Origin of the sequence: Nitratidesulfovibrio sp. HK-II (assembly GCF_003402415.2) — a bacterium.
Classification (GTDB): Bacteria; Desulfobacterota; Desulfovibrionia; order Desulfovibrionales; family Desulfovibrionaceae; genus Cupidesulfovibrio.
The window spans coordinates 2,115,193-2,140,937 of the sequence record NZ_AP036014.1; the positions used below are offsets into that span (position 1 = coordinate 2,115,193).

Below are 25,745 nucleotides of genomic sequence, written 5' to 3' on the forward strand. Positions count from 1 at the left end.
GGATTGCGGCCTGCCGCGCCGGTGCTGGCGCAATCCCTGAACGTGCCCCCCGCAGCACCCCCCGCGGCCTCCGATCGCCGCCGGGCGCGGTTCCCCCACGCCCGCTTCGCCCCTCTCGCGGCGAGCCGGTTTTACTTTGCGCGCCCCTCGTGTATACGACCCCAATGCGTTATTATCCCCTGCTTCTCGACCTGCACGGCCGCGCCTGCCTGGTGGTGGGCGCGGGAGGCGTGGGACGCCGCAAGCTGACATCGCTGCTGGCCTGCGAGCCGGGCCGCGTGCTGGTGTTGGACGCCAACCCGGATGCCCCGACCGACCCGGAACTTGCCCCCCTGCTGGCCCACCCCGCCGTGCGCTTTGAGGCGCGCGCCTTCGCGCCCGCCGACGTGAACGGCTGCGCGCTGGTCTTCGCGGCCACGGGCAGCCGCGCCGTCAACGCCGCCGTGGCCGACGCCTGCCGCCAGCGCAACGTGCCCTGCAACGTGGCCGACGCCCCGGACGAAGGGGCGTTCATCGTGCCCGCCCACTTCGCCTGCGGCGACCTGACGGTGGCCCTTTCCACCGGGGGGCACAGCCCGGCCCTTGCCCGGCGCATCCGCATGGACCTGCAACAGTGGTTCGGCGCGCGGTACGACGCCATCACCGTGCTGCTGGGCCGCCTGCGGCCGCTCGTCCTTGCGCTTGGCCACGAGACAGGGCAGAATACGGCGCTGTTCCGCGCCATCGTGGAATCGCCGCTCATCGACGCGCTGGCCGCGCGCGACCGCGCCGGGGCCGAACGCATCCTGACCGAACTGCTGCCCGCGGAGCTGCATCCGCGCATCGTGGAGTTGCTGCATGAGCTCGTTTGAGCTGCTTTCCATCGCCATCATCATGCTCTACGTGCTCGGCACGGTGTGCATCGCCGTGGGGCTGCTGGCCCGGCGCGACAGGCTGAAGCGCCTTTCGCAGTGGCTGACCCTGGCGGGCTTTGCCCTGCACACCGTCATGCTGGGGCTGTCCATGCAGGGGCAGACCTGGCAGGTTCTGGAAAAGGCCTACTATTTCCGCATGCTCTCGTGGAGCCTGCTGCTGATCTATTTCTTCGTCTGGTGGCGGCTGCGGCTGGAATTCCTGGGGCTTACCGCGTCGCCGGTGGCCCTCGTCTTCTACGTCTCGTCGTTCATGCTGGCCGACGTGCAAAGCAAGCTGCCGCCCGCCATGTCCGGCCTGTTCTTCGGGCTGCACATCGGCACGCTGTTCCTCAGCTTCAGCCTGATGACCATGGCCTTCGGCTCGGGCATCCTGTTCCTGTACATGGACCGCAAGCTGAAGCACAAGGCGCGCCTTTCCGGCTTCGACCGCGACCTGCCGGCCCTTTCGGCCTTCGACAGGGTGAACCACCTGGCAGTCATGGCGGGCTTTCCGCTGTTCACGCTGGGCATGGTTTCCGGCTTCGTGTGGGCGCGCATCGCCTGGGGCAAGATGCTCTCGTGGGACCCCAAGGAAGTCGTCTCGCTGGTGGTGTGGGGCATGTTCGCCCTGCTCTTTCACCAGCGGGTGGCGCTGGGCTGGCGCGGTCGCAAGACCGCCGTCATGGCCATCTGGATATTCGCGGTATGCGTGTTCTCGCTGCTGGGGGTCAACTTCCTGATGACCACGCACCACAGCTTCAACCCGCAGTAACGGCCACACCCGGCAGGAACCATGACCCGCAACCCGGAACCGACGCCGCGCGCCGCGCACCCGGCGGGCCACAATACGCACCCCGCGAAGCCCACGAAGAACATGGACCAGGAAATCTATCTCATCGGCCTCAACCACCGCACCGCCAGCGTCGAAGTGCGCGAGCGGTTCGCCCTCACCGACTGTACCGTCCTTGAACAAGGGGTGGTGCCCACCGGCGACGACATTTCCGAAGTGGTCATCCTGTCCACCTGCAACCGCGTGGAAATCATGGCCGTGGGCAATGGCCCCGGCGTGCCCGCGCGCGTGCTGGACTGTTGGGCCGCCGCGCGCGGCCAGAAGCGCGGCGACCTGGAACCCTTCGTCTACGTGCACAAGGGCATCGACGCGGTGCGCCACCTGTTCAGCGTGGCCTCCAGCCTCGATTCCATGGTGGTGGGCGAGCCACAGATCCTCGGCCAGCTCAAGGACGCCTACCGCAAGGCCGTGGGCCGCAACGCCACCCGCGTGGTGCTGAACCGCCTGCTGCACAAGGCCTTTTCCGTGGCCAAGCGGGTGCGCACCGAAACCGCCGTGGCCTCCAGCGCCGTGTCCATCAGCTACGCGGCGGTGGAGCTTGCCAAGCGCATCTTCGGCGAAATGTCGCAGTACAAGGCCATGCTGGTCGGCGCGGGCGAAATGGCGGAACTGGCGGCCACCCACCTGCTGAATTCCGGCATCCGCGAGATCATGGTGGCCAACCGCACCTTCGAGCGCGGCCTGCAACTGGCCAAGCAGTTCAAGGGCGAGGCGGTGCTGTTCCAGGACCTGTTCGTGCGGCTGGCCGAGGCGGACATCGTCATCAGCTCCACCGGCGCGCACGAGCCCATCATCCGCGCGCGGGACATCAAGGACGTGCTGAAGCGCCGCAAGAACCGGCCCATGTTCTTCATCGACATCGCCGTGCCGCGCGACATCGACCCCGACGTGAACAACCTGGACAACGTCTACCTGTACGACATCGACGACCTGAAAGAGGTGGTCGAGGAAAACATGGCCCAGCGCCGCGACGAGGCGGCCAAGGCCCGCTCCATCGTGGAGGAGGAGGCCGGAAACTTCGCCAAGTGGCTGAAGTCGCTCGACCTGCAACCCACCATCGTTGACCTTCTGCGGCGCAGCGAACGCATTGCGCAGGACGAGTTGGCCCGCACCCTGAAGCGCATCGGCCCGGTGGACGAACCCACCCGCGAGGCGTTGCAGGCCATGCTGTGCGCCATCGTCAAGAAGGTGAACCACGAACCCATCACCTTCCTGAAGCGCCGCTTCGACGAGGAAGAGGCCGGAACCCGGTACATCGACATCACCCGCCGCATGTTCAACCTGGACTGCGACGACGTGCCCGAAGACGCCCACAGCGACCGCAAGCACCCGCAGCAACACGACGACGCATAAGAGCCAACCATGCGCACCTACCGCATCGACGACCTGACCTCCGCAGACATCGCCGCCGTGCGCGCGCGGCTGAACGAAATGGACCTTGGCGCGGGCATGGACGGCCTGTACTGGCTGCCCGTTCCGCAGCAGCACCTTACGCCAGTGCAGGTGGCCCACGGCGAAAGCTGCGGCCCGTTCTGCCTGGCGCTGGAAGCCGACGACGACGCCCTGCGCATGGAGCTGCTGGTGCGGGCGCGGGGCATGCTGCGCTGCGAGTGCATCGCCTACGCCTCGCCCGAACTGCGGGCGCACATGATCGACTATCTGGACGGCCTGCTGGCGGACCTTGGCATAGCGGTATAGCGCAGGACGGCGCGAAACGCGCGGGGCCGTGGCGGGGTATGCCGCTCCAGTCCCCCCCCCCTGCGATGCTGGCCCGCGCCGTTGTCGCATGCACGTCAGCCGTGACTGGCAAACGGACCATAGCTGCGTGACGGGTCATGATGCCCACTCCCGCGTGGCGGGCATGCCCGGCATGCAGCCGCCCTTTGCACGGCCACTCCCGACACCGTTCCTGCCTTCCCGCCCCCGGCCTTCCCGCCCCCGGCCTTCCGACCCCGGTCTTCCGCCGGACGTTTCTCCTTTCGTTCGCAGGCCAGCCATGCCCCATTGCACTACCCCGCAATCCCCAACTGCCCGAACGGCACATCCCCAACTGCCCGAACGGCTGCCCCTGCGCTTGCAGGATCTGCCGCCCCGCGCGGCGCGGTTCTGCCTGCGCGTCGCGGACTTTCTGACGGCGGAGTTGGCGCGGGCCGTTGAGCCAGGCAGTGAACCTTCCCGCACGGACCGCCCCGGCAACCTCTCCTCACCGGGGCTGATCGCCCCGGACGGCATGACGCTGCTGGTGGGCGTCTCCGGCGGGGCCGATTCGCTGGCGCTGCTGCTTGCGCTGCGCTGGCTGGCCCCACGCCTTGGGCTGCGTCTGCACGCCGCCGTGCTGGACCACGGGTTGCGCCCGGAATCGGCGGCGGAAGCCCGCGCCGTGTCCGTGCTGTGCCGCCGCCTGGGCGTTCCCTGCCGGTCCGAAAGCGCCGACGTGGCCGCGCTGGCCGCGCGTGAGTGCTGCGGCGCGGAAGACGCCGGGCGGCGAGCCCGCTATGCCTTTTTCGCGGCCGAGCGGCTGCGCGTGGGCGCGGACTGGGCGTGCACCGCCCACCAGTCGGACGACCTGTGCGAGGACGTGCTGCTGCGGCTGGTGCGCGGCACCGGCTGGCCCGGCCTGGGCGGCATGCCCGCCGTGGACCCCGAACGGCGCATCCTGCGCCCGTTGCTGATGACCGAGCGACGGGACATAGACGCCTTTCTCGCGGAACTCGGCGTGCTGCCCGTGCGCGATCCTTCCAACCACGACCCGGCTTACCGCCGCAACCGCCTGCGCCACGACGTGCTGCCCCTGCTGCGCGCGGAAAACCCCGCCCTTGGCGAATCCGTGCGCTCGCTGTGGGACCTGGCGCGCTGCGACGCGGACTACTGGTCGCGGCAGCTGGACGGGCTGCCCCTCCCCAGCGGCGTGGAGCCCCCCATCGCCATTCCCGCCCGCACCCTGCGCGGGCTGCACCGCGCGGCCCGTCTGCGCCTGTACAAGCGGCTGCTGGACAGGCTGGGCCCCGGCCAGCCACTGGCCGACTGCCTGATCGCCCTTGACGAGGCGTGGGCGGCCGGACGCGGCGGAGCCTGCGTGCAGTTTCCCGGCGGCAAGACGGCTCTGGTCGTGCCTGCGGGCACAAGCGATGCTGCCGCAGGAGGCATCGAATTTCGCGCCCACCCCGCGCGGTAGGTGCGCAACCGCCCCCGCTGGTCTTGGCGCCCACCCGCTGCCCCCCTGTCGCTGGTCGGCGCACACCAGCCCCGCCACGCGCGATACTCCACGGCCAGATTCCCCTTTCCCACACCCCCGCATCCCCGAGCCCCGAAAATACCCGCACGAGCCCCGAAAGCGGCGCGGGCAGCCGCAAGCCCTTGCCCAGAGCCATTGCGCACCCCGCACAATCCCCCTGCATTTCCGGCATTTCTCCGGGCGCACCCCCGTCTGCGATTGACAGGGCCTTGCCTTCGCGGTATGCCCTCGTGAAAATTATTACAAGGAGGTTCGGGGTGAATATCCTCATCTTCGGTCCCAACGGTAGCGGCAAGGGCACCCAGGGGGCGCTCGTCAAGAAGAAGTACGATCTGGCCCACATCGAATCGGGCGCCATCTTCCGCCAGCACATCGGCGGCGGCACCGAACTCGGCAAGAAGGCCAAGGAATACATCGACCGCGGCGACCTCGTGCCCGACGACATCACCATCCCCATGGTGCTGGAAACCCTGAAGGGCGCCGGTCCCAACGGCTGGCTGCTCGACGGCTTCCCCCGCAACATGGTGCAGGCCCAGAAGCTGTGGGACGCCCTTCAGGCCGAAGGTCTGAAGCTCGATTACGTCATCGAGATCCTGCTGCCCCGCGAAGTGGCCAAGAACCGCATCATGGGCCGCCGCCTCTGCAAGAACGACAACAACCACCCGAACAACATCTTCATCGACGCCATCAAGCCCAACGGCGACGTGTGCCGGGTGTGTGGCGGCAGCCTGTCCGCCCGCGCCGACGACCAGGATGAAGGCGCCATCGGCAAGCGCCACGACATCTACTACAACACCGTGGACGGCACCCTGGCCGCCGCCTACTTCTACAAGGATCTCGCCGCCAAGGGCGTGACCAAGTTCATCGAGCTCGATGGCGAAGGCTCCATCGACTCCATCAAGGACACCCTGCTGAAGCAGCTTGCTTAAGCCGGGCCTCCTCCAAGCCTGAATGCACAGCGCCCCGACCGCAAGGCCGGGGCGCTTTTGCTTGTCCGCGTCGCGGACCCCAGGGACAGGGGCCGCCTACCTGCGCCAGTATTCGGGCAGGAACAGCACGAGGATGGTGTAGATTTCCAGCCGCCCCAGCAGCATGCACAGCGAAAGCAGCCACTTGGCCAAACCCGGCAGATGGGCGTAATTTTCCGTGGGGCCCAGGCTGCCAAACGCCGGGCCCACGTTGCCAAGGCAAGAGGCCGTGGCGGAAAAGGCCGTCAGCACGTCCATGCCAAGCGCGGTAAGAACGATGCCCACCCCGGCGAACACCGACACGTACAACACGAAAAAACCCACCACGCCGGACACCACGTCCTGCGGCACGGTACGGCCACCCAGCTTCAGGTGGCGCACCGCGCGCGGGTGCACCAGCCGGAACAGTTCCTGATGGGCCAGGCGCAGCAGCACCATCACCCGCATGCATTTCAGGCCGCCGCCGGTGGATCCGGCACACCCGCCCAGAAACATGAAGAACAGTAGCAACCCCTGCGCCAGATGGGGCCACACCTCGTAGTCGGCCGTGGCGAAACCCGTGGTGGTGCAAATGGACACCACCTGGAAGGCCGCCGCCCGCAAGGATGATTCCGCATCCGCGTAGTGGCCGCCGTACAGCCCGGCGGCGATGGCCAGCGTGGCTCCCGCCACCAGCACGGCGTAGAAGCGGAACTCCGCATCGCGCAGCAGCGCCCCCGGCCTGCCCTGCAGCACCTTGAAGTGCAGGGCGAAGTTGGCGCCCGCCAGAAACATGAAGATCGTGATGGTCCACTGGATGAACGGGCTGTCGTAATGCCCCACCGAGGCATTGCGGGTGGAGAAGCCCCCGGTGGCCAGCGTGGCGAAGGTGTGGGTGGCGGCATCGAACAAACTCATGCCCCCGGCGCACAGCAGGACCGTCTGGGCCACCGTAAGCAGCAGGTAGACCTGCCACAGCACGGCGGCGGTGTCCTTGATGCGGGGTTTGAGCTTGTCCGGGGTCGGGCCGGGCACCTCGGCCCGGTACAACTGCATGCCCCCCACGCCCAGGAACGGCAACACGGCCAACGACAGCACGATGATGCCCATGCCGCCCAGCCAGTGGGTGAACGAACGCCAGAACAGCAGGCTGGGGGCAACCTCCTCCACATCGGTGAAGATGGAGGCCCCGGTGGTGGTGAACCCGGAAACGGATTCGAACACCGCGTCGGTCCAGTCGCAGATGCCCGCCAGAACGTAGGGCGCACCGCCCGCCACCCCGGCCACGAACCATCCCAGGGCCACGATGGCGATGCCTTCGCGATGGTTCAGCGACCAGTCGCGCCCCCTGCGCCAGCCCAACATCAGCAGGCCGCCAGCCAGCGCGGTGCACCACATGGCATGGAACAGCGGCCACACGCCCGCGTCGTCGTACCACAGGCCAACGGCCAGAGACACCGACATGGAAGCGGCCAGGCAGCACAGCAACGCCCCCACGGCGTGGCATACCGTACGCGCGTGCATGGGCTAGAAACTCTTCAGGGAGACCATCAGGGCCTGCTCCACCCGGCTCACCGCCTGCCGGGTGGACAGGATGATGATGCGGTCTTGCGGCTGGATGACCGTATCGCCGCGCGGGATGAACACGTCGTCGCCACGCAGTACCGCCAGCAGCAACGCACCGACAGGAAAATCCAGTTGGCTCACCGGCTTGCCCACGATGGCCGAATGCTCCTGGGCCACGGCTTCCATGGCCTCGGCCTCATCGCCGCGCACGGAAATGGACGACAGCACCTTGCCCTGCCGCACGAAGTGCAAAATGCTGTTCACCGCCGAAAGGCGCGGGCTGACGGAATGTTCGATGCCGATGGCCCGCACCAGCGGCTGGTACTCGGCCTTGTTCACCCGGGTCACGGTCTGCGCCGCACCCATGGACTTGGCCAGCAGACAGGAGAGGATGTTGGTTTCCTCGTCGCCGGTGACGGCCACCACCACGTCCATGCCCGCCACGTTTTCCTCGCGCAGCAGGGCCTGGTCGGTGCCGTCGCCATGCAGCACCAGCGTGGTGTCCAGTTGTTCGGCCAGTTGGGCGCAGCGTGCGGCATCGCGGTCCACAAGCTTGGTGTGGTAGCCCTTGCGCTCGAACAGGCGGGCCAGCCGCAGGCCGATGTTGCCGCCGCCCACGATGAGCGCGTGGCGGATGGTGCGTTCTTCGCGCGCCAGCGAGGCCAGCAGGGCCGGACGCGTGCCCTCGTCGTAGACGAAGTAGACGATGTCGCCTTGCTGGATGACGTCGGCCCCGGTGGGAATGATCAGCCGGTCGTCGCGCACGATGGCGGCGACCATGATGGCCCCCTCGCCCACGATCTCGCGAAAGCGCATCAGCTTCTGGCCCACCAGGGGGCCCTTGTCCACCCCGATGCCCGCCATCTTGATGCGCCCGCCCGCGAATTCGCCATACTCCACCGCGCCGGGCACGCTGAGCATGCGGTCGATGGTGCGCACCACCTCGACCTCCGGATTGATGAGCATGCTGATGCGCAGCGCATCGCCGCGCAGGGCGTCGTGGTAAAGGGTGTATTCCTCGTTGCGGATGCGCGCCAGCTTCACGGCATCGGGCGCGATGGCATTGGCGAACAGGCAGGCGATGATGTTGATCTCGTCGCTGTCTGTGACGGCCAGGATGATGCCCGCTTCGTCCGCCCCGGCCTCGGACAGTACCGAGGGACTGGAGCCGGACCCCAGCACGGCCTGAACGTCCATGGCATCGGTCACGCGGCGCAGGGCTTCGGGGTTCTGGTCAATGACGACCACCTGCTTGTTCTCGCGCGACAGGCGACCGGCGATGTGAAAGCCCACTTCGCCCGCGCCGATGATGACGATTTTAAGCTGTTCGGACTGCGGCTGACGTCGGAAAAAGGCCATCCTGTTCCCCTGTATGTGCTCCGGCAGAGCTGGTGCGGTTGCTGCATCCCAGCAGAACGCCATGCCGCGCTGGCATATCAGAGGCAGCATCGAATTGCAAAGCTGCGGGAACACCAGAAAACATCAAGCAACGGACACCACGCGCGGGGCGGGACAGGGCAAAAGGCCGGGGCGTGCGGAGGAACATGCCGGGGCCGACGCCAAAACAGCGCGAAAGGGAACGCCAGCCGTACGCGAGAACGCGAAAAGCCCGCCGGACGAATCCGGCGGGCTGACGCGCAAAAGAAAAGGCGGGACTACTCGACGGAGCCCACGGCCTTGGTCAGGCGGGAAATCTTGCGGGCCGCCTTCTTCCAGTGGATGACGCCCTTGCCGGCGGCCTTGTCGAGCACCGACATGGCGGCGGTCAGGGCCTGGGCGGCGGTGTCCTTGTCCTTCTGCTGGACGGCGGCACGCACGGCCTTCACCACGTTCTTGATTCTGGTCTTGGCGGCGCGGTTGCGCGCGGCGCGCTTCAGGCTCTGCTTGTGCCGCTTGATGGCAGACTTGTGGTTAGCCAAGGTAACTCCTCCGAATGGCTTCGCAATATATGTTCAATTAATTTCTGGGCAGGAACACGGGGAACCAGTCAATACCCGCATGGCAGGGGCTTGTCAAGCACGTGCCACCGCATTCCGCGCCATTCCCGGAAATCCCGCGAGATTCCGTGAGCGGGCGCGCCCACGTCCAGTGCCTTGCGTCGGGGCATCCGGAACGGCCCGCCCATATCCCGGAACGGCCCGCCCTGCCCCTTCGCCGGGGCCATCACATCTGCAACGCGCCGAAGTCGGCCAGACGGCCCAGCCGCAGCACCAATGCCTTCAACAGGTTCAGACGATTGCCGCGCAGGGCCGCATCGTCGCACATCACCATCACGCCGTCGAAAAAGGCGTCCACCGCCGGGCGCAGTTCGCCCAGCAGCCCGAACAGGCTGGCGAAGTCGTCCGCCGCCCACAGGGCGTCGAAGCGCGGGGCCACCTCTTCCAGACGGGCGGCCAGGGCCTTTTCCGCATCCTCGGCCAGCAGGTCGTGCCGGTAGGTTCCGTCAAGAACCACGCCGCCCTCCTGGCCCTGCTTGCGGATGATATTGGCCGCGCGCTTGAAGGTCAGCACCGCGCTGCCGAAGTCCTCGCGGCGGCTGAAGTCGGCCAGCGCGGCCAGACGCGCCCCGGCGGCACGCACGTCCACGCCAGCGCCCTCGGGCGTGTCGGCGGCCAAGGCCGCCTCCACCAGCAGGGTTTCGTACCCGGCGGCCATGAAGTGGTTCTTGAGGCGGGCCATGAAGAACTCTTCCAGCTTCGCCAGCGCTTCCGCCGGGGCCAGCTTCCACGCGCGCTCGCCGTACAGGGCCAGCGCCGCACGGAACAGCTCGCGCACGTCGATGCGCAGACCGCGCTCCAGCACGATGCGGGCAATGCCCAGCGCGCAGCGGCGCAGGGCGTACGGGTCGGCCGCGCCGGTGGGAATCATGCCCAGGCCGAAGCACCCGGCCATGGTGTCCGCCTTGTCGGCGATGGACAGCAGCGCCCCGGCGGGGGTGGCGGGCACGGGGCTGTCCGGCCCGGCGGGCAGGTACTGTTCGGCCAGGGCGGCGGCCACGACTTCCTGTTCGCCCATGCGCCGCGCGTAGATGGAGCCCATGATGCCTTGCAGGGTGTCGAACTCGCCCACCATCTCGGACACCAGGTCGGCCTTGGAAAGCCGCCCGGCACGGGCGCAGGCCACCTCGTCGGCAACGCCGCTGGCCTTGGCCAGCCAGGCGCACAGTTTTTCGAGGCGGCGGGTCTTGTCGCCCATGGAGCCCAGCGGCCCCAAGAAGATCACGTTGTCCAGTTCGGCCAGCCACGCATCGAAGCTGGCGGCGAGGTCGGTCTTCCAGAAGAAGCGGCCGTCCTCCAGCCGGGCGCGCAGCACGCGTTCCCAGCCTTTCTTGACCAACGCCTCATCCAGCGGGGTGAGGTTCAGCACGGTAAGAAAATGCGGCAGCAGCGCGCCGTCGGGCCCTTCCACGCCAAAGCTCTTCTGGTGGCTTTCCATGCTGGTCAACAGCACTTCACGCGGCAGTTCCAGGAATGACGGGTCGATGTCGCCCAGAAGCGGCACCGGGTGCTCGGCAAGGCCCTGAACTTCGTCCAGCAGGCTTTCCTTCCACAGGATGCGCCCGCCCGCCGCATCGGCGGCGGCGTTGCCGCTCTCGATGATCCGTACGCGGCGCTCGGCCGGGTCGGGCATCACGCCGCCCTTCTCGGTGACCACGTTCAGGTAGTCGGCGGCGGATTTCACCACCAGCGGACCTGCGCCGTGGATGCGATGGCCCCAGGTGACCCCGCCGGAGATCACGCCGCCCACCTCGAAGGGGGTAACGGCGTCATCGAACAGGGCCAGCAGCCAGCGCAGCGGGCGGCCGAAGGTGAAGTCGCCGCTGCCCCAGCGCATGCGCTTGGGAAACGGCAGCGCGGCGATGATGGCCGGGCACGCGGCGGCGATGAGGTCGGCCGCCTGCGCGCCGCCGGTGCGCTTGCGCACCGCGATGTACTCGCCCTTGTCCGTGGACAGGGTGAAGATGTCGGCCATGTCCACGCCCTGGGTGCGGGCAAAGCCTTCGGCGGCCTTGGTGGGCTTGCCTTCGGCGTCGTAGGCCACGCGCACGGGCGGGCCGGGCACCACTTCTTCCGCCTCGCGCTGCACGGGGTTGATGCCCTCGATGAGCACGGCCGCGCGGCGGGGCGTGGTGAGCACCCGGATGGATTCATGTTCCACGCCCGCGTCGTCCAGCGCGCGGGCGAAGCGTTCCGCCAGTTCCCGTTCCAGGCCGGGCAGGAAGCGGGAGGGCAGTTCCTCGAAACCGATTTCAAGCACGAATTGCGACATGCTCACGTCCTTCCTTCTTGTTCCGGGCTAGCGGGCGGAGGCCAGCATGGGATAGCCGAGTTCCTCGCGCTGGGCGGCGTACAGCCGCGCCACGGCAGAGGCCAGGGCGCGCACGCGGCCGATGTAGCCGGTGCGTTCGGTGATGGAGATGGCCCCGCGCGCGTCAAGCAGGTTGAAGGTGTGCGAGCACTTCAGACAATAGTCATAGGCGGGCCATAGCAGCCCTTCGTCGCACAGCCGCTTGCACTCGCCTTCGCAGGCATTGAAGAAGTCCAGCAGCATCCTGGGGTTGCTGGCCTCGAAGTTGTACTTGGACTGTTCCACCTCGTTCTGGTGGTAGATGTTCCCGTAGGTGACCCGGTCGTTCCACGAAAGGTCGTAGACCGATTCCTTGCCCTGCAGGTACATGCACAGCCGCTCCAGTCCGTAGGTGATTTCCACGCTGGTGGGGGCAAGGTCTATGCCGCCCACCTGCTGGAAATAGGTGAACTGGGTCACTTCCATGCCGTTCAGCCACACTTCCCAGCCAAGGCCCCACGCGCCCAGGGTGGGCGATTCCCAGTCGTCCTCCACGAAGCGTATGTCGTGGGCTGCCGGGTCGATGCCGAGGGCGCGCAGGCTGTCCAGGTAGATGTCCTGCACGTTGTCGGGCGAAGGCTTCAGGATGACCTGAAACTGGAAGTAGTGCTGGAGCCGGTTGGGGTTTTCGCCGTAGCGACCGTCGGTGGGACGGCGCGAAGGCTCCACGTAGGCCACGTTCCACGGTTCCGGCCCGATGACGCGCAGGAAGGTCGAGGGGTTGAAGGTACCGGCCCCGCATTCCACGTCGATGGGCTGCATGATCACGCAGCCCCGCTTGGCCCAGAAATTCTGCAAGGTGAGGATGACGTCCTGAAAATGCATGCTGTACCCCTAGATTGTCCTGACTTGGCCTGACTGTTGCCGTATGTGCCGGGCGGCGGCCCGGCATGCGGCCCCGCGCTACAGGCGGCGGAACCGCCCGTTGTCCCATGCGAGGCCGATGTGAAACTGTATGAAGCCGTCCACCGCGCGAGTGCACTGCCGCCGCACGGCGACCATGCCCTTTGCATCGGGAGTGACGACCATGCCCGGCGTGTCGGCCGCAGGAAAACTGTCAGCCGGGCCGCGCGCGTCCGGTGATGCATGCCCTGCCCGACCTGCCCGACCTGCCTGTACGGCCAGTCCGGCCAGTCTGGTCGGTACGGCAGGCGTTGCAGGCCGAAACGGCATGGGGAGCACCGCGCCACGGTCACCCCCGAAAATTTCCTGCGGCTGGGCCAACTCTTCACCGGCCCACGCATCGTCGCCAATATCTTCACTGCCGCGCACCGGACCGAACGGATCGCGCTCGAACACCGAACTGCCGTTCCACAGGGGGCGCGGCGCGCCCGAAGAGGCTGGTGCGGGCTCCTGTTCTGCGGCCCGGCCCGGCTCGGCCTGCGTCGCGGCGTCCTGCGCCAGCGCGCTGTCCGGCAACCGGCACAGGCAATCGTCAAGCGAACCGTGCCCGCCGTCGCCAAAGGCCAGGCCCGACAGGCTGCCCAGAAAACGCCCGTCCAGAAAGCGGGGGGACGCTCCGCCCGCGAAACCGTTGCGAGTGGAATCGGCGCGCGGGGTCATGTCCGGCGGCGGCAGGACAGGCCCCGATCCGTCGGGTTCCGGGAATCGCCCGTGCGGCGTCGCGGGCGAACGCTGCTCCCCGTCCGCCACGACAGCGGTCTGCCCCGGCGCGGGGGGCAGCACACCCGGCCACAGAAGCGGGGAATTCTCCTGCACAAAGCGCAGCACGTCAAGGGCTTCGCGCTCCACCCGCACGCGCGGACCGGGCAGGGGCGCGCAGGCATCACACTGGGCCGCGCCCTCCTGCACCAGAAAGGCCGCGCCCGTTACGCGCGTCAGGTCAGCGCCGCAGGTGGCGCACGCATCGGTGCGCGGCGCGTACCCTTGCTCCGCCGCCAGCCGCAGCCGGAACAGCACGGGCAGCATGTCGGGGACGGGGCCGTCGCCCTCCAGGAGTTCGAGCATATCCTCGACCAACTGATGCGTGGCTGCCGCGCCCTCCGGCCCGCACCCCAGGGCTTCCAGGAATTTCAGGCAGTTCACCGCCGCGCCGAAGCGCGGCCAATCGCGCCGCAGCCTGTCTGGCCCGCGCAACAGGGTGCCTTCCTGGATGGACAGGTACTGCCCGCCGCGCGTGGACTTGACCCGCAAGAGCGCCCGATTGAACAGGTCCAGGCAGCCGCAGAACCGCTTGCGGCTGCGGCAGCCGCCAAATGCAAAGGCGGTAAGCAGGCCGCGCGTCGGAGACAGGAAGCGGACCCAAAGGTCCGCCTCCCTGAAACGTCCGGTACGGACGATCAGCACCTGTTCCGAGAATTCCATGCCTGCCCTGCCCTTGCGGGCGTGGTTGCGACGGCGGCCTTTCGGGGCCGGACGCCGTGATCCGGCATCAAGCGCCTGGCCGTTATTGTGCCTGCGGCGGAAACACCAACGTGCGCACCTGGCCCGATTCGCCGGGCGCGGGCTGTTCCTGTCCGTTGTAGCGGATGCGCACCCCGCCCGCGTTGCCGAGCTTGAGCGTGAGGCGTTTGGTGAAGGTCAGCGCGAAGGTCTGCCCCTTGTGCAGCGAGAACTGGCGTACGTCGGAATCGTCCGCGCTGGAATGCACCCAGCAGTCGGCCAGGGCGATGACCACGATGCGGTGCGTGCCGCCAGCCAGCACGGAGCCGTCGGTATCGGCCCCTTCGCCCGCGGCGGCCTCGCTGTCGAACACCCCGCCCTGCGGCGCGCCGGGCGGGGTTGCAGCCTGCGTGGCAACCGGAGCGGCAGGCGTTACGGTTGCCGGGACCGTAGTGGCCGAAGCGGACGCGGCGACGGCAACCGGTGCCGTGGCGTTGCGGCCGGGCTGGGCGGCGAGGGTGGTGGATGCCGCAGCCGTGGCGTTGGTTGCATTGGCCGCCATGCCGGTCGTACCGGACATGGCCGCCGGAACGGTGGCGTTCGCAAGGGGGGCCGCATCAGCCGCAGACGCGGGCTGCGCGTCGGCGGCGACTGGCGTTGCTGGCGCAACTGGCGCGACAGAAGCGACTGGCGGCACCGACTGGACGGGCTCGGCCGATTGGGCGGGCTGGGCCACCTTGGGCATGTCCGCATCGCGCGCTGACTGCTGGCGGTAGTGCCAGCCGCCGCCAAGGGCGGCCAGCAGCACCAGCGCGGCCAGCACCAGCACCACGGGCGACAGCCCCGTGCGCGCGCGGGCCGGTGGCTGCGCCATCACGGACTCGGGCAACAGTTCTTCTGGCACCTCGAAGGGGTACGCCTCGTCCACGGCCCGCATGACCAGGTCGTTGTCCACGCCCAGCAACGCACCGTAGGACTTGATGAACCCCCGCGCATACACGGCGTGGGGCAGCCCGTCCCGATCCCCATCCTCTATGGCGCGCAGGACGCGGGCGGAAACCTTGATACGGATCGCCACGTCCTCGATGTCGAGGTTTTTCGTCTCGCGCGCCTCGCGCAGGGCGATGCCGAGTTCCTTGAGTGCCATCTCCTCTCCTTGGCTGGGGGACCGGGCAGACCGAGCGGGTCGGGCTGCGTGGCGCGGTCTAGATGCGGATGTCGATGACGGCCTTGTCGCGCAACTGCTTGGTGTATTCCACGAAACGCTCCTGCATCTTGGGCTCGCGCAGCACGTTCTCGATCTCGGGAGTGGCTTCCTCCACCGACTGCGAACGCCCGGCCGAAACCTCGATGAGCTTGAGCATGGCCTTGCGGCCTTCCACCTGCATGACCTTGCTCACCTCGCCAGCCTTCAGGCCGTCCAGGGCTTCCTTCCAACTGGGGGCGAGGTCGGTCCACTTCAGGGTGCCGATGTCGCCGCCCGAGGTGTGGTTGGGGCCGATGGAGTCGGTGGCGGCCAGTTGCTCGAAGGTCGTCTGGCCCGCGCGCACCTTCGCGGCCAGCCCTTCGGCGTCGGCCGTGGGGGCGAAGATGATCAGCCCCAGGCGCACGGTGCGGTCGGTGACGAACTGCGACTTGTGCGCGTCGTAGTACTTCTTGACGTCTTCCTGGGTGATGACGATCTTGCGGGCGATCATGAGGGCCAGCAGGCGGTGGCGCAGAATGCCCTTGCGCACGCGGTCGCGCATGACGTCCATGGAAAGGCCCTGCTGCACCAGCTGACGTTCGAATTCCTGCTGCGAAAGCTGGCTGCGCTGCACGTACTTGCGCAGTTCGTTGTCCACTTCGCTGTCCTGCACGGTGATCTTCCAGCGCTCCGCCTCCTGGGTCATCAGGATGTCGGTGATCATGGAATCGAGCACCTGCAGATGCACCTTGCGCACAGCCTCCTGCTGAGAGGGGTTGTTGCGGTCAAGGCCAAGGCGCATCAGCTCGGGGGTGGCCTGCGCCTGCACGTCGAAGAAGGTTATCATCTCGCCGTTGACCACGGCTGCGATCTTGTTGATCTGTTCGGCCCGGGGAGCCACGACCGCAAAGGCGGCAAGGCAGACAAAAAGGACGGGGGCGGCAAGGCAGAGGGTGCGGAGCAGCGGACGCAAGGGGCACTCCTGTTTCGTGGTTGGGGGGGCGGACCCGGAATCGGACCCGCAGCGGAACGGGGAAGCATTCCCCGGACCGGAAGGCCGGTGCGCCCCCTTGTTCCTGATTTCCTATGATGCCGGAAACCCCTTGCGGGGCCGGTTCCATCAGGCCGTGGCGGGACGCCTTGCGGACGGCGGGCGGGCCGCCGTCAGTGGAAAGCCGGGTGAAATGCCCGGAGCTTCGGGTGTCGGCCGGGCGGTCCACCGTTGGCAAACCCGGCATGTAATATCTTTTTCCCGTTTATGCAATCAGCCGCAACAATACGTATTATTTCGTCTTTGCCTTGCGTTGCGCGCCGTTCGCCGGGGGTGCCGCCGCGCCCTTGCCGCCTTCGGCGGGGGGCGGCGCGGCAAGGTCAGGCAGGGTGTCGGAAACGGCGGGGCCTCCTTCGCCCATGGCGTCGGGGGGCTGCATGCCCTGCCCCAGGCCAGACGGATGCTGCATATCGGCGGAATTGGGCATGCCGCCCGTTGCCGTTCCGTTGCCGCCGCCCGCACCTGCTCCGCGCGGCTCGGGCACGAGATGCGCGGAAACCCGAATCCGCGCGGTGCGCAGTTCCGCTTCTATCCAGCGGGCGTAGGCTTCGTCCATCTTGCGTTCCAGCAGTACCCGCTCCACCAGCGGGTAGGCGTGGGAAAGCTCCAGTTGCTTCTCGGGTATCTCGCCCACCAGCAAAAACGACTGGTAGCCCCACTCGCCCTGCTTCACCGCCGATGCCTGGCGGGGCGCAAGGCCCGCCAGTTCCTTGCTCCACAGCGCGGGCAGCCGGTCGCGGCGCATCTTCACCTCGCGCACGGTGACCGTGGGCTGCGCGGCCTCCACGTCTGCGGGCCTGGCCCCGTTCAGGGCCATGGCGCGGGCCTTGTCCACTGCGGCCTTGTCCGGCCCGGCCACAACCAGGAACTGCACCCGGCGCGGCAGCCGGTAATCCTGCTTGTGCGCGGCGTAGTAGGCCTCCACCTCTTCCAGCGGAATGCTGATGGTGGGGCGCAGCACCTGGCGCATGAACTTCTGCATGGCGATGCGCGAACGCAGCATGGACCGCCACAGGTCAAGGTCTATGTATTCCTCGACCAGCGATTTTTCGAATTCCCCCGCCGGGTAGTCGGCGCGCACCTCGGCCTCGGCTTCGGCCACTTCCGCGTCGGTGACGGCGATATTCTCGCGCGAGAGCGCCTGCGCCACCAGTTCCTGCACAATGAGGTCGGACAGCACGCCGCCGTACTGGGCCTGCAACTGCTCCACCGACGGGGCATGGCCGGACCAGCTCATGCTGTTCATGTCGTGCACCGCTTCCAGGGTGCGCAGCATGATGGGCCTGTCGTTGACCGTGGCCACCACGCCCTCGGGCAGTGGGTCTTCGCCGCAACCGGCCAGCAGCAGGGCAAGCAGCGCCGCGCACAGCAGCGGCAGGACGGCCCGCGCGCCGGAATGCGGCGGGCTGGAATGCCGCCGGAAAGGCGCGGGCAGCGCATGCGTGAGCAAGGACGGGGAAGGAACCATGGGCGGGATTGCTCTCCTGTTGCGGTGCACGGGCCGGGCGGGGCCTACGCGAAAAAAACGCCGGACGGGCTATCCGGCCAATCCGGCCAGCGCCGCCAGTTCGGTGCGCACCTTGTCCAGCCGCGCACCAAGGTCGCCTTCGGCCTCGGCGGCGGAGCCCGGCACGGCCTCCATGCGCACTTCCAGCGTGGCCGGGGGCACCAGGCGCGCCCTGCCCTGCCGGGCCGCCACCCACCCCACCAGCCGTTCCGGCGCGATGGCGGTCTGGCGTTCGTCCCAGACCAGGCGCAGCCGCTCGGGATGGATGTCCGCGCGCACCACCTGCAGGGATGCCAGGAAGCGCTTAAGCACCAGCACGGCCAGGAAGTTGCGCAACTCCGGCGGGCAGGGGCCGAAGCGGTCGCGCAGTTCCATTTCCACGTCCTGCAACGTGGCGGCGTCCGGTGCGGATGACAGCGCCTTGTAGAACTTCAGCCGTTCGCGGGCGTCGCCAATGTACGTTTCGGGGATGTGCGCTGCAAGCCCGATGTTCAGTTCCGGCTCCGCCGCCTCGCGCGGCGGGTCGCCCTTCAGGCGTGCCACTTCCTCTTCCAGCATCTCCAGGTACAGGTCGAGGCCCAGGCGGGTCATGTGGCCGGACTGCACCTCACCCAGGATGTTCCCCGCGCCGCGCAGCCGCAAGTCTTCCATGGCCACCTGGAACCCCGCGCCCAGATAGTCCAGTTCAAGGATGATGCGCATGCGCTGGCGGGCGTGCTCGGGCAGGCGTTCGGCGTCGGACACCACGAACACGGCGTAGGCCTGCCGGTCCGACCGGCCCACGCGGCCGCGCAGTTGGTACAACTGGCCAAGGCCGAACATCTGGGCCTGGTCCACGATGAGCGTGTTGGCGCGCGGAAAATCCAGGCCCGATTCCACGATGGCCGTGCATACCAGGACATCCAACTCGCCGTGCCAGAACTTGTGCATGGTGTCTTCCAACTCGCGCTCCCCCATCTGGCCGTGGGCCATGCCCACCCGCGCCGTGGGCACCAGTCCGCGCACGAATTCCGCCACCCGCTCCAGCCCCTGCACCCGGTTGTGCACCCAGAACACCTGCCCCTCGCGAGCGATTTCGCGCTCCAGGATCTGGCGCAGGGCGTTGGCGTCGCGCTCGATGAGCGCGGTGGCCACTGGCTTGCGTTCCGGCGGCGCGGTCTCGATGACCGACAGTTCGCGAATGCCCGACATGGACAGTTGCAGGGTGCGCGGAATGGGCGTGGCGGTCAGGGTAAGGGCGTCCACGTTCTTGCGGAACTTCTTCAGCTTTTCCTTGTGGCGCACGCCAAAGCGCTGTTCTTCGTCCAGCACCAGCAGTCCCAGGTTGGGCAGTTGCACGTCGTCGGAGAGCAGGCGGTGGGTGCCAATGAGGATGTCGATCTGCCCGCGCGCGGCGGCTTGCAGCACGTCCTTCTGCTTCTGGCGCGGCACGAAGCGACTCAACATCCCCACGTTGACCGGGAACCCGGCCAGACGGCTGCGAAAGGTCTGGTAGTGCTGTTCGGCCAGCACCGTGGTGGGGCACAGCAGGGCCACCTGACGGCCTTCGGCGGCGGCGCGGAAGGCCGCGCGCAGGGCCACCTCGGTCTTGCCGAAGCCCACGTCGCCGCACACCAGGCGGTCCATGGGTTCCGGCTTTTCCATGTCGTCCAGCACGTCCTGGATGGCCCGGGCCTGGTCGGGCGTCTCCTCGAAGCCAAAGGAAGCCTCGAACTCGCGGTACAACTCGCCCAGCGGGCCATAGCGATAGCCCTTGGCCACCTTGCGGTAGGCGTACATTTCCACAAGATCGGCGGCGATCTTCTCGATGGCCTTGCGGGCCTTATCCTTGCTGGCCCGCCAGCCCGCGCCGCCCAGCTTGTCCAGCGCGGGCGCGGCATCGTCACCGCTGCCCTTGAACCGCTGGATGAGCGACAGCCGGTCAACAGGAAGGTACAGGCGGTCTTCGCCCGCGTATTCCAGCAGCAGGAAGTCGTTGGCCACCCCGCCAAGATCCATGCGGTGCAGCCCGCCAAAGCGCCCCACCCCGTAGTCGCGGTGCACCAGCAGGTCGCCGGGCGAAAGGTCGTCGTATTTGTCCAGCCCCAGGAAGGCCCCGGTGGGCACGCGGGGCTGGCGGTCGGCCTTGGGTTGCAGCACGTCCTCGCCGATGACCAGCACGTTGTCCCACGCAAGGTCGATGCCCGCGCGGAACGGGGCCACCAGCGCGTACAGGCCCCGGTCGGACGGGGAATAGCGCAGGGCCGGGCGCACGCCGTCCTGTTCGGCCAGCTTCAGGAATTTGCGGCGACTGCGGTCGCTGGCGAAGCAGAGCACCACCTGCCGCCGTTCGGCGGTCCACTGGCGCAGGGCCGTCACCAGCCGCTGCCACGGCCTGTCGTCGTCGCCGGGGGTGGGGAACAGGTCGCGGAAGGCGTGCAGCCGCCGTTCCGGCAGGTCCACGCCGGTGCGCTCCACCCCCATGACCAGCCGTTCGAAGTGGGCCACGGCCTGGCCGCGCCAGGCTGCCTCGGCCTCGTCGGCGTCGCGCAGCACCAGCGCGCGCGGCTGACGCAGGCGGTGCTCGTCGTACTGCCGGTCGAGGTGCGACTCCCAGTTGGCGCGCGCCGCCTCCAGCGCGGCGGCCAGGTCCGCCCGGTCGGGCAGCAGCCACACGGCGTCGCGGGGCAGCCAGTCTTCCATCCAGGTGGCGTTCTCGTACCATGCGCCGGGCAGCAGACCGGTCACTTCGCCTTCGGCCATGCGGGCCAGGGCGGCAGCCTGCTCGCCGTCGATGACGCCTTCCTTGCGCAGCAGCTTCCAACGGCGGGTTGCTGCGTCGCGATAGTCGCGGCTGCCCACCACCGGGGCCACGGGCAGCAGGCGGAATTCCTCCAGGCTGGCCAGCGAACGCTGGCTGGTGGCGTCGAACAGCCGGATGTCTTCCAGAGTGTCACCGAAGAATTCCAGGCGCAGCGGCTTTTCGTAACCGGGGGGAAAGATGTCCAGGATGTCGCCGCGCCGGGCCGCCTCGCCGGGGCGGCTGACCATCTGGGCGCGCTCGAAGCCCCAGTCGATGGCCTGGTCCAGCACCAGTTCCGGCGACATGTCCTCGCCACGGGCAAGGCGCAGTTCGTGACGCTCGAAGATATCCACCGGCGGCAGCTTGGGCAGCAGGTTGTCCACCGAGACGATGACGCCGCGCGGGTGCTCGCGGCGGCTCAGGGCGTACAGGCTGGCCATGCGCGCGGCCCAGGCGGCGCGGCCGCGGGTGCCCGCCGGGTGCTGCGGAAAGACGATCCACTGGGCGTCCCAGCGGGCCTGGGTCACGGCCGGGTCCGCGCCGGAAAGCTCCGGCGAGAACAGGGTGGTCAGGGCGCGGGCTTCGGCCAGTTCGGCGGCGTCACGCACCACCATGACCACGTCGCGCCCGGCATGCATCAGGGCCAGGGCAAGGCGGGCCGTCCCGCCCATGCCGCTGCGGGCCACCTCAATGCGGCAGCCCTCGCCCGCCGGGACGGGGTGCGCGCCCGTGGCGGCGGGGACGGAAAGCCCGGACGCAGCCAGGCGTAAGGTCAGTTGCTCGAAATTCACGGTGCCTCCGTGCCCCCCCGCGCGGGCGGCGTCCGGCGCGCCGCAATCCATTGCGGGCGGGGCGGCCATGGCGCGGGGATCAACGGCAAAAGGCCGCTTCGCCCTGTTGCCGACAAACGGCGGCAAGGGGGAAGGCGGCATGGATTCCTTGTGGCGCGTGCGGCGCATGCCGCGCGCAGGGCGGGACCTTACCCGGTTCGCCCCCGGCGCGCAATGGGCGCACGGGGGACGGGACAGGCATGCGCAAGCGTCCCGAGTTCCTGCTTGGAACACGGTGGCCCCAGGCGACCCGGCACCCCATGCTGGCGGATACGCACGGGCCGGACAGGCCAGCGGCCCGTGAACAAACGCGCAACGCCCCGATGGCCGAAACCACCGGGGCGCGAACGAAAACGAAGGAAATGCCTAGATGTGGCCGAGGACGCTCATGTCGTCGTTGGACAGCAGCTTGTCGAGGTCCAGCAGGATCAGCAAACGATCCTGCAGCTTGCCCACGCCGCTGATGTACTCCGACTCAAGCCCGGCGACCACGGGTGGCGGCGGCTCGACCGTGCTGGCGGGAATGCGCAGCACCTCGGAGACTGAATCCACCACGAACCCGACGATCATGTTGTTGATCTCGATGACGATGATGCGGGTATGCTTGTCGTGGCTCTTGGAGTCGAGCCCGAATCTGCGGCGCAGGTCGATGATGGGAATGACCTTGCCGCGCAGGTTGATGACGCCCTCGACGAATTCCGGCGCGCGGGGAACCTTGGTGATCTCCATGGTGCGGATGATTTCCTGCACCTTCAGGATGTCCACCCCGAATTCCTCGTCGCCGATGCTGAACGTGACGAGTTGCAGCAGCTCATCGTCCTGCTTCTTCTGCGTTGCATCCATGACCAACTCCTTGGTGCGGGTAGCGACAGTTGCGGCAGTCCGGGCGAAGAACGCCGCGACCGCATTTAGGATTCTATGCGGAATCATCCTTCAAGGCAAGTGACGTGCCCGTGGCATGTTCCTGTCATTGGGCCGCTTTCCGGCTACGGGGCTTGATAATCACACCGCCGTGGCGTAAAAGGTGGCTGCACAGCCCATTGCCAGTTCGTCTGCCCGTGTACCGGCGCGTCATCCGCGCGGTGACCGCGTGTTTTCGCGCAGTCCCCGTCGCAGGCATGCACCGGCGGACCGCCGTACCCCCGTTACGGCGACCGGTACGGCGAAAGGTCACGGGCCGCGCACGGATGCAAACCTGACAAGAACCGATGCGAACCGCCCAGGGTCGTTCAGGGTGCATCCGTGAGAGGCAGGCGGCCGGCCCGGCGACCGCCCCGGCACCACAACGTCCACCGATGCGGAGGAATGCTGCCGATGGCGCATATGTTCCCCTTCCCCGACGACCTGCCCCTCGCCCTGCAAATAAAGGCCCTCGGTGATGAGGAGTTGCTGGACTTCTGGGAGGAGACCCAGTTCCTCGAAAAATTCCTTGAAGAAGACTTCAACGTGCAGCCGGAGCACTCGGTTGAGTACGAACGGCTGATCCTGCAGGAGTTGCAGTTGCGCTCCTGTAGACGCAGCCTCGACCGTCGCCCGTAAAGGACGGACGGGGCTTCGGGTCGCCGCCGGGATCATGCGCGCGACAAGCGCGCACAAGCGATACCGACGCGGCGACGCGTGAAAAGGGCCGCACCCAGAACTGGGTGCGGCCCTTTTCACGCGCCTGGGCCAGGACGACAACGAAGCGCCCGCGCCTTGGGGCACACCGCAGTGCGAGCCCAGCCACCCCGGTACAACAAGGCCCCCGCAGGATAACTTCCAGCGGGGGCCCGATGCATCATTTGCAGTGGTCTACAGGCTGGTGGCCCGGCCCACGCAGAAGTAGGCGAAGCCCTGCTCGCCCATGAACGCGGGGGAGTACAGGTTGCGGCCATCGAACAGCACCGGCGCCGTCAGCAGTTCCTTCACCCGCTCGAAGTCGGGGTTGCGGAACTGGTTCCACTCGGTGACCACCAGCAGCGCCTGCGCGCCCCGGCAGGCTTCGTACTGTTCGGAAACGATCTCCACCAGCGGGTTGTCGCCGATGAGCTTCGCGGCGTTCTCGGATGCCACCGGGTCGAAGGCCCGCACGCGCATGCCGTGGACAGTCAGGTCCTTGATGATGGACAGGGCCGCCGCCTCGCGCATGTCGTCGGTATTGGCCTTGAAGGCCAGGCCCCACAGGGCCAGCGTCTTGCCAGCGACCCCGCCCTGCGGCGCGAAGTAGTCCCGCACGCGCCGGGCCATGGACACCTTCTGGCGGGCGTTGACGTCCTCCACCGCGTCCAGCAGTTGGGGCACGGCCCCGGCCTCGCGGGCGGTGTGGATCAGTGCCTTGACGTCCTTGGGAAAGCACGAGCCGCCATAGCCCACGCCGGGGTAAATGAAATGGTAGCCGATGCGCTGGTCCGAGCCGATGCCGATGCGCACCTCGCGCACGTCGGCCCCCACCTGCTCGCAGATACCCGCGATTTCGTTGATGAACGAAATCTTGGTGGCCAGCATGCAGTTGGCGGCGTACTTGGTCATTTCAGCGCTGCGGGTGCCCATGACGATGAGCTTGTCGCGGCTGCGGGCGAAGGGGGCGTAGAGCTGGCGCAGGTACTCGGCCGAGCGCTCGTCTTCCGTGCCCACCACCACGCGGTCCGGCTTCATGAAGTCGCTCACCGCGTCGCCTTCCTTGAGAAATTCGGGGTTGGACACCACGTCGAAGGCGATCTCAGCGCCGCGCGCGGCCAGTTCCTCGCGGATCAGCCCGCGCACCCGGTCGGCGGTGCCCACGGGCACGGTGGACTTGTCCACCACGATGAGCGGGCGGTGCATCAGGCGGCCGATCTCGCGGGCCACTTGGTCCACATAGGAGAGGTCGCACGAACCGTCGTCGCGCGAGGGGGTGCCCACGGTGATGAACACGAACTGGGCGCGCTCAAGGCCCTGTTCCAGGCTGGTGGTGAACACCAGGCGGCCTTCGGCGTGGTTGCGGCGCACCAGATCTTCAAGGCCCGGCTCATAAATGTGCACCTTGCCGGCGGTAAGGGTTTCCACCACGGCGGGGTTCACGTCCACGCAGCAGACATTGTTGCCCATTTCGGCGAAGCAGGCGGCGCTGACCAGACCGACATAGCCGGTGCCGACGATGCAGACGTTCATGGTATCCTCGTTATGTTTTCGTGCAGGATATGCGGATGTTCGGAAAATACGCGGGCTCTGGCCATGATATGTCGAACGGCCAGCGGATATACGCACCCTGCCCTACATCGCCCCCCCGCCGTTCGTCAACGGCGGGGCAAGTGCCGCTCCACCAATATATGGATGATGGTGCAGAAAGGCATGCGCCCGCGCCCCCCCAGATAACCCTGTTCCTGACGCCGCGCCGCCAACCCGCCTCACAGACGCCGATCCCAAACGTTGCGTCCCGCGTTGCGCCCTTGACTTCGCGCCCGCCGGGGTGTGAAAATCCGGCACGTTCGGTATGTTCACCCCAAGGAGCCGCCATGCCCGTTCTCGTCGTCAACGTGGACCACGTCGCCACCCTGCGCCAGCAGCGCCTCGGCAAGGAGCCGGACCCGCTCACCGCCGCCCACATGGCGGAACTGGCGGGGGCGCGCGGGATCATCGTGCACCTGCGCGAAGACCGCCGCCACATCCAGGACCACGACGTGGAACTGATGGCCCGCACCCTGAAGACCCGCCTGCACCTGGAAATGGCCGCCACCGGGGAAATGCAGGCCATCGCCCTGGCCCGCAACCCGTACATGGTCTGCCTGGTGCCCGAAAAGCGGGAGGAACTGACCACCGAGGGCGGGCTGGCCGTGGCCGGACGCGAGGCGTTCCTGAAGGAATACCTGGCCCCCATCCATGGGCGTGGCATCCTGTCCAGCCTGTTCATAGAAGCGGACGAGGCCCAGGTGCGCGCCGCCGCCGCCGTGGGCTGCCCGTACATCGAACTGCACACCGGCCACTTCGCCGATGCCCCCACCCGCGCAGCGCAGCGCGCCGAGCGCGACAAGATCGTCCGGGCCATCGGCCTGGCCCGCAGCCTGGGCCTTGCCGTCAACCTGGGGCACGGGCTGAACTACGACAACATTTACGAGTTCGCGGACGTGCCGGGCATCAGCGAGTTCTCCATCGGCCATTCCATCGTGGCGCGCGCGGTGCTCACCGGCTTTGCGCCCGCCGTGGCCGACATGGCGGCCATCATAGCCCGGTTTCCCGCCTGATGGGCACCC

At 67.8% G+C, this 25,745-nt stretch carries 19 protein-coding genes and 2 pseudogenes; 8 read left to right on the forward strand and 13 right to left on the reverse strand.

All coding sequences use genetic code 11. The features are described from left to right. Positions 1-164: 164 nt before the first annotated feature. The 6 genes from RVX_RS08580 (at position 165) to RVX_RS08605 (ending at position 5,907) form a co-directional block, all read left to right on the forward strand. Entirely contained in the window at positions 165-851 is a 687-nt protein-coding gene (locus RVX_RS08580) for a precorrin-2 dehydrogenase/sirohydrochlorin ferrochelatase family protein (protein ID WP_116305539.1), read from the forward strand. Beyond that, complete coding sequence (locus RVX_RS08585) at positions 838-1,665, forward strand: cytochrome C assembly family protein (RefSeq protein WP_116305540.1); 828 nt, start codon at positions 838-840, stop codon at positions 1,663-1,665. Before RVX_RS08580 ends, RVX_RS08585 begins: the two co-directional genes overlap by 14 nt. Before the next feature lie 102 nt (positions 1,666-1,767). Next, positions 1,768-3,096: a glutamyl-tRNA reductase gene (gene hemA, locus RVX_RS08590; RefSeq protein ID WP_116306482.1), complete on the forward strand. Its 1,329-nt coding sequence runs from the start codon at positions 1,768-1,770 to the stop codon at positions 3,094-3,096. Between the two features lie 9 nt (positions 3,097-3,105). After that, positions 3,106-3,441, forward strand: coding sequence for a hypothetical protein (locus RVX_RS08595; protein WP_116305541.1), 336 nt, complete (start codon positions 3,106-3,108; stop codon positions 3,439-3,441). A gap of 298 nt (positions 3,442-3,739) precedes the next feature. Next, on the forward strand, positions 3,740-4,918 hold the full coding sequence (tilS, locus tag RVX_RS08600) for a tRNA lysidine(34) synthetase TilS (RefSeq protein WP_116305542.1): 1,179 nt from the start codon (positions 3,740-3,742) through the stop codon (positions 4,916-4,918). 317 nt (positions 4,919-5,235) lie between these two features. After that, positions 5,236-5,907, forward strand: coding sequence for an adenylate kinase (locus RVX_RS08605; RefSeq protein WP_007521557.1), 672 nt, complete (start codon positions 5,236-5,238; stop codon positions 5,905-5,907). Between the two features lie 96 nt (positions 5,908-6,003). Here the strand turns inward: RVX_RS08605 and RVX_RS08610 are convergent, their stop codons facing one another. The 12 genes and pseudogenes from RVX_RS08610 to RVX_RS08665 all read right to left on the reverse strand — a co-directional run bounded on the left by RVX_RS08610 (position 6,004) and on the right by RVX_RS08665 (position 22,380). Then, positions 6,004-7,449, reverse strand: coding sequence for a TrkH family potassium uptake protein (locus tag RVX_RS08610; protein WP_116305543.1), 1,446 nt, complete (start codon positions 7,447-7,449; stop codon positions 6,004-6,006). A gap of 3 nt (positions 7,450-7,452) precedes the next feature. Beyond that, on the reverse strand, positions 7,453-8,850 hold the full coding sequence (trkA, locus tag RVX_RS08615; protein WP_116305544.1) for a Trk system potassium transporter TrkA: 1,398 nt from the start codon (positions 8,848-8,850) through the stop codon (positions 7,453-7,455). 296 nt (positions 8,851-9,146) lie between these two features. After that, entirely contained in the window at positions 9,147-9,410 is a 264-nt protein-coding gene (gene rpsT, locus RVX_RS08620; protein WP_007521542.1) for a 30S ribosomal protein S20, read from the reverse strand. A gap of 244 nt (positions 9,411-9,654) precedes the next feature. Then, positions 9,655-11,760 (reverse strand): glycine--tRNA ligase subunit beta, encoded by a 2,106-nt coding sequence (glyS, locus tag RVX_RS08625; RefSeq protein ID WP_116305545.1) that lies wholly within the window; start codon positions 11,758-11,760, stop codon positions 9,655-9,657. Positions 11,761-11,787: 27 nt separating this feature from the next. Continuing rightward, a complete protein-coding gene (gene glyQ, locus RVX_RS08630) occupies positions 11,788-12,663 on the reverse strand; it encodes a glycine--tRNA ligase subunit alpha (RefSeq protein WP_116305546.1) in 876 nt (291 codons plus the stop codon). Between the two features lie 78 nt (positions 12,664-12,741). Then, a pseudogene (locus RVX_RS08635) lies at positions 12,742-12,828 on the reverse strand (DNA repair protein RecO); the annotation flags it as partial. Between the two features lie 702 nt (positions 12,829-13,530). Then, positions 13,531-14,163 (reverse strand): annotated as a pseudogene (gene recO / locus RVX_RS08640) (DNA repair protein RecO); the annotation flags it as partial. 82 nt (positions 14,164-14,245) lie between these two features. Beyond that, on the reverse strand, positions 14,246-15,328 hold the full coding sequence (locus RVX_RS08645) for a helix-turn-helix domain-containing protein (RefSeq protein WP_116305548.1): 1,083 nt from the start codon (positions 15,326-15,328) through the stop codon (positions 14,246-14,248). Positions 15,329-15,386: 58 nt separating this feature from the next. After that, entirely contained in the window at positions 15,387-16,340 is a 954-nt protein-coding gene (locus tag RVX_RS08650) for a peptidyl-prolyl cis-trans isomerase (RefSeq protein WP_116305549.1), read from the reverse strand. A 310-nt stretch (positions 16,341-16,650) separates the two neighbouring features. Then, positions 16,651-17,886: a peptidylprolyl isomerase gene (locus tag RVX_RS08655; protein WP_230404495.1), complete on the reverse strand. Its 1,236-nt coding sequence runs from the start codon at positions 17,884-17,886 to the stop codon at positions 16,651-16,653. A 69-nt stretch (positions 17,887-17,955) separates the two neighbouring features. Continuing rightward, on the reverse strand, positions 17,956-21,498 hold the full coding sequence (gene mfd, locus RVX_RS08660) for a transcription-repair coupling factor (protein WP_116306486.1): 3,543 nt from the start codon (positions 21,496-21,498) through the stop codon (positions 17,956-17,958). A gap of 405 nt (positions 21,499-21,903) precedes the next feature. Then, complete coding sequence (locus RVX_RS08665; RefSeq protein ID WP_012611435.1) at positions 21,904-22,380, reverse strand: chemotaxis protein CheW; 477 nt, start codon at positions 22,378-22,380, stop codon at positions 21,904-21,906. 471 nt (positions 22,381-22,851) lie between these two features. Between RVX_RS08665 and RVX_RS08670 the strand changes: the two genes are divergently transcribed. Next, positions 22,852-23,076: a hypothetical protein gene (locus RVX_RS08670; RefSeq protein ID WP_043608002.1), complete on the forward strand. Its 225-nt coding sequence runs from the start codon at positions 22,852-22,854 to the stop codon at positions 23,074-23,076. Between the two features lie 252 nt (positions 23,077-23,328). Here RVX_RS08670 and RVX_RS08675 read toward each other — a convergent pair whose 3' ends face one another. Then, positions 23,329-24,666, reverse strand: coding sequence for a UDP-glucose dehydrogenase family protein (locus RVX_RS08675; RefSeq protein ID WP_116305550.1), 1,338 nt, complete (start codon positions 24,664-24,666; stop codon positions 23,329-23,331). Between the two features lie 344 nt (positions 24,667-25,010). On the opposite strand from RVX_RS08675, the gene RVX_RS08680 reads away from it, so the two are divergent. Next, entirely contained in the window at positions 25,011-25,736 is a 726-nt protein-coding gene (locus RVX_RS08680; protein ID WP_116305551.1) for a pyridoxine 5'-phosphate synthase, read from the forward strand. The last annotated feature ends 9 nt before the right edge of the window (positions 25,737-25,745 follow it).

Excerpts from the sequence above, each read along its gene's own strand:
- RVX_RS08655 (WP_230404495.1), bottom strand. The coding sequence starts at position 17,886 with ATGGTTCCTTCCCCGTCCTTGCTCACGCATGCGCTGCCCGCGCCTTTC.
- tilS (WP_116305542.1), top strand. The coding sequence starts at position 3,740 with ATGCCCCATTGCACTACCCCGCAATCCCCAACTGCCCGAACGGCACAT.
- RVX_RS08675 (WP_116305550.1), bottom strand. The coding sequence starts at position 24,666 with ATGAACGTCTGCATCGTCGGCACCGGCTATGTCGGTCTGGTCAGCGCC.
- RVX_RS08645 (WP_116305548.1), bottom strand. The coding sequence starts at position 15,328 with ATGGCACTCAAGGAACTCGGCATCGCCCTGCGCGAGGCGCGCGAGACG.
- trkA (WP_116305544.1), bottom strand. The coding sequence starts at position 8,850 with ATGGCCTTTTTCCGACGTCAGCCGCAGTCCGAACAGCTTAAAATCGTC.
- RVX_RS08670 (WP_043608002.1), top strand. The coding sequence starts at position 22,852 with ATGGCGCATATGTTCCCCTTCCCCGACGACCTGCCCCTCGCCCTGCAA.
- RVX_RS08680 (WP_116305551.1), top strand. The coding sequence starts at position 25,011 with ATGCCCGTTCTCGTCGTCAACGTGGACCACGTCGCCACCCTGCGCCAG.
- RVX_RS08580 (WP_116305539.1), top strand. The coding sequence starts at position 165 with ATGCGTTATTATCCCCTGCTTCTCGACCTGCACGGCCGCGCCTGCCTG.
- glyQ (WP_116305546.1), bottom strand. The coding sequence starts at position 12,663 with ATGCATTTTCAGGACGTCATCCTCACCTTGCAGAATTTCTGGGCCAAG.
- RVX_RS08595 (WP_116305541.1), top strand. The coding sequence starts at position 3,106 with ATGCGCACCTACCGCATCGACGACCTGACCTCCGCAGACATCGCCGCC.
- RVX_RS08585 (WP_116305540.1), top strand. The coding sequence starts at position 838 with ATGAGCTCGTTTGAGCTGCTTTCCATCGCCATCATCATGCTCTACGTG.
- RVX_RS08665 (WP_012611435.1), bottom strand. The coding sequence starts at position 22,380 with ATGGATGCAACGCAGAAGAAGCAGGACGATGAGCTGCTGCAACTCGTC.
- hemA (WP_116306482.1), top strand. The coding sequence starts at position 1,768 with ATGGACCAGGAAATCTATCTCATCGGCCTCAACCACCGCACCGCCAGC.
- RVX_RS08610 (WP_116305543.1), bottom strand. The coding sequence starts at position 7,449 with ATGCACGCGCGTACGGTATGCCACGCCGTGGGGGCGTTGCTGTGCTGC.
- glyS (WP_116305545.1), bottom strand. The coding sequence starts at position 11,760 with ATGTCGCAATTCGTGCTTGAAATCGGTTTCGAGGAACTGCCCTCCCGC.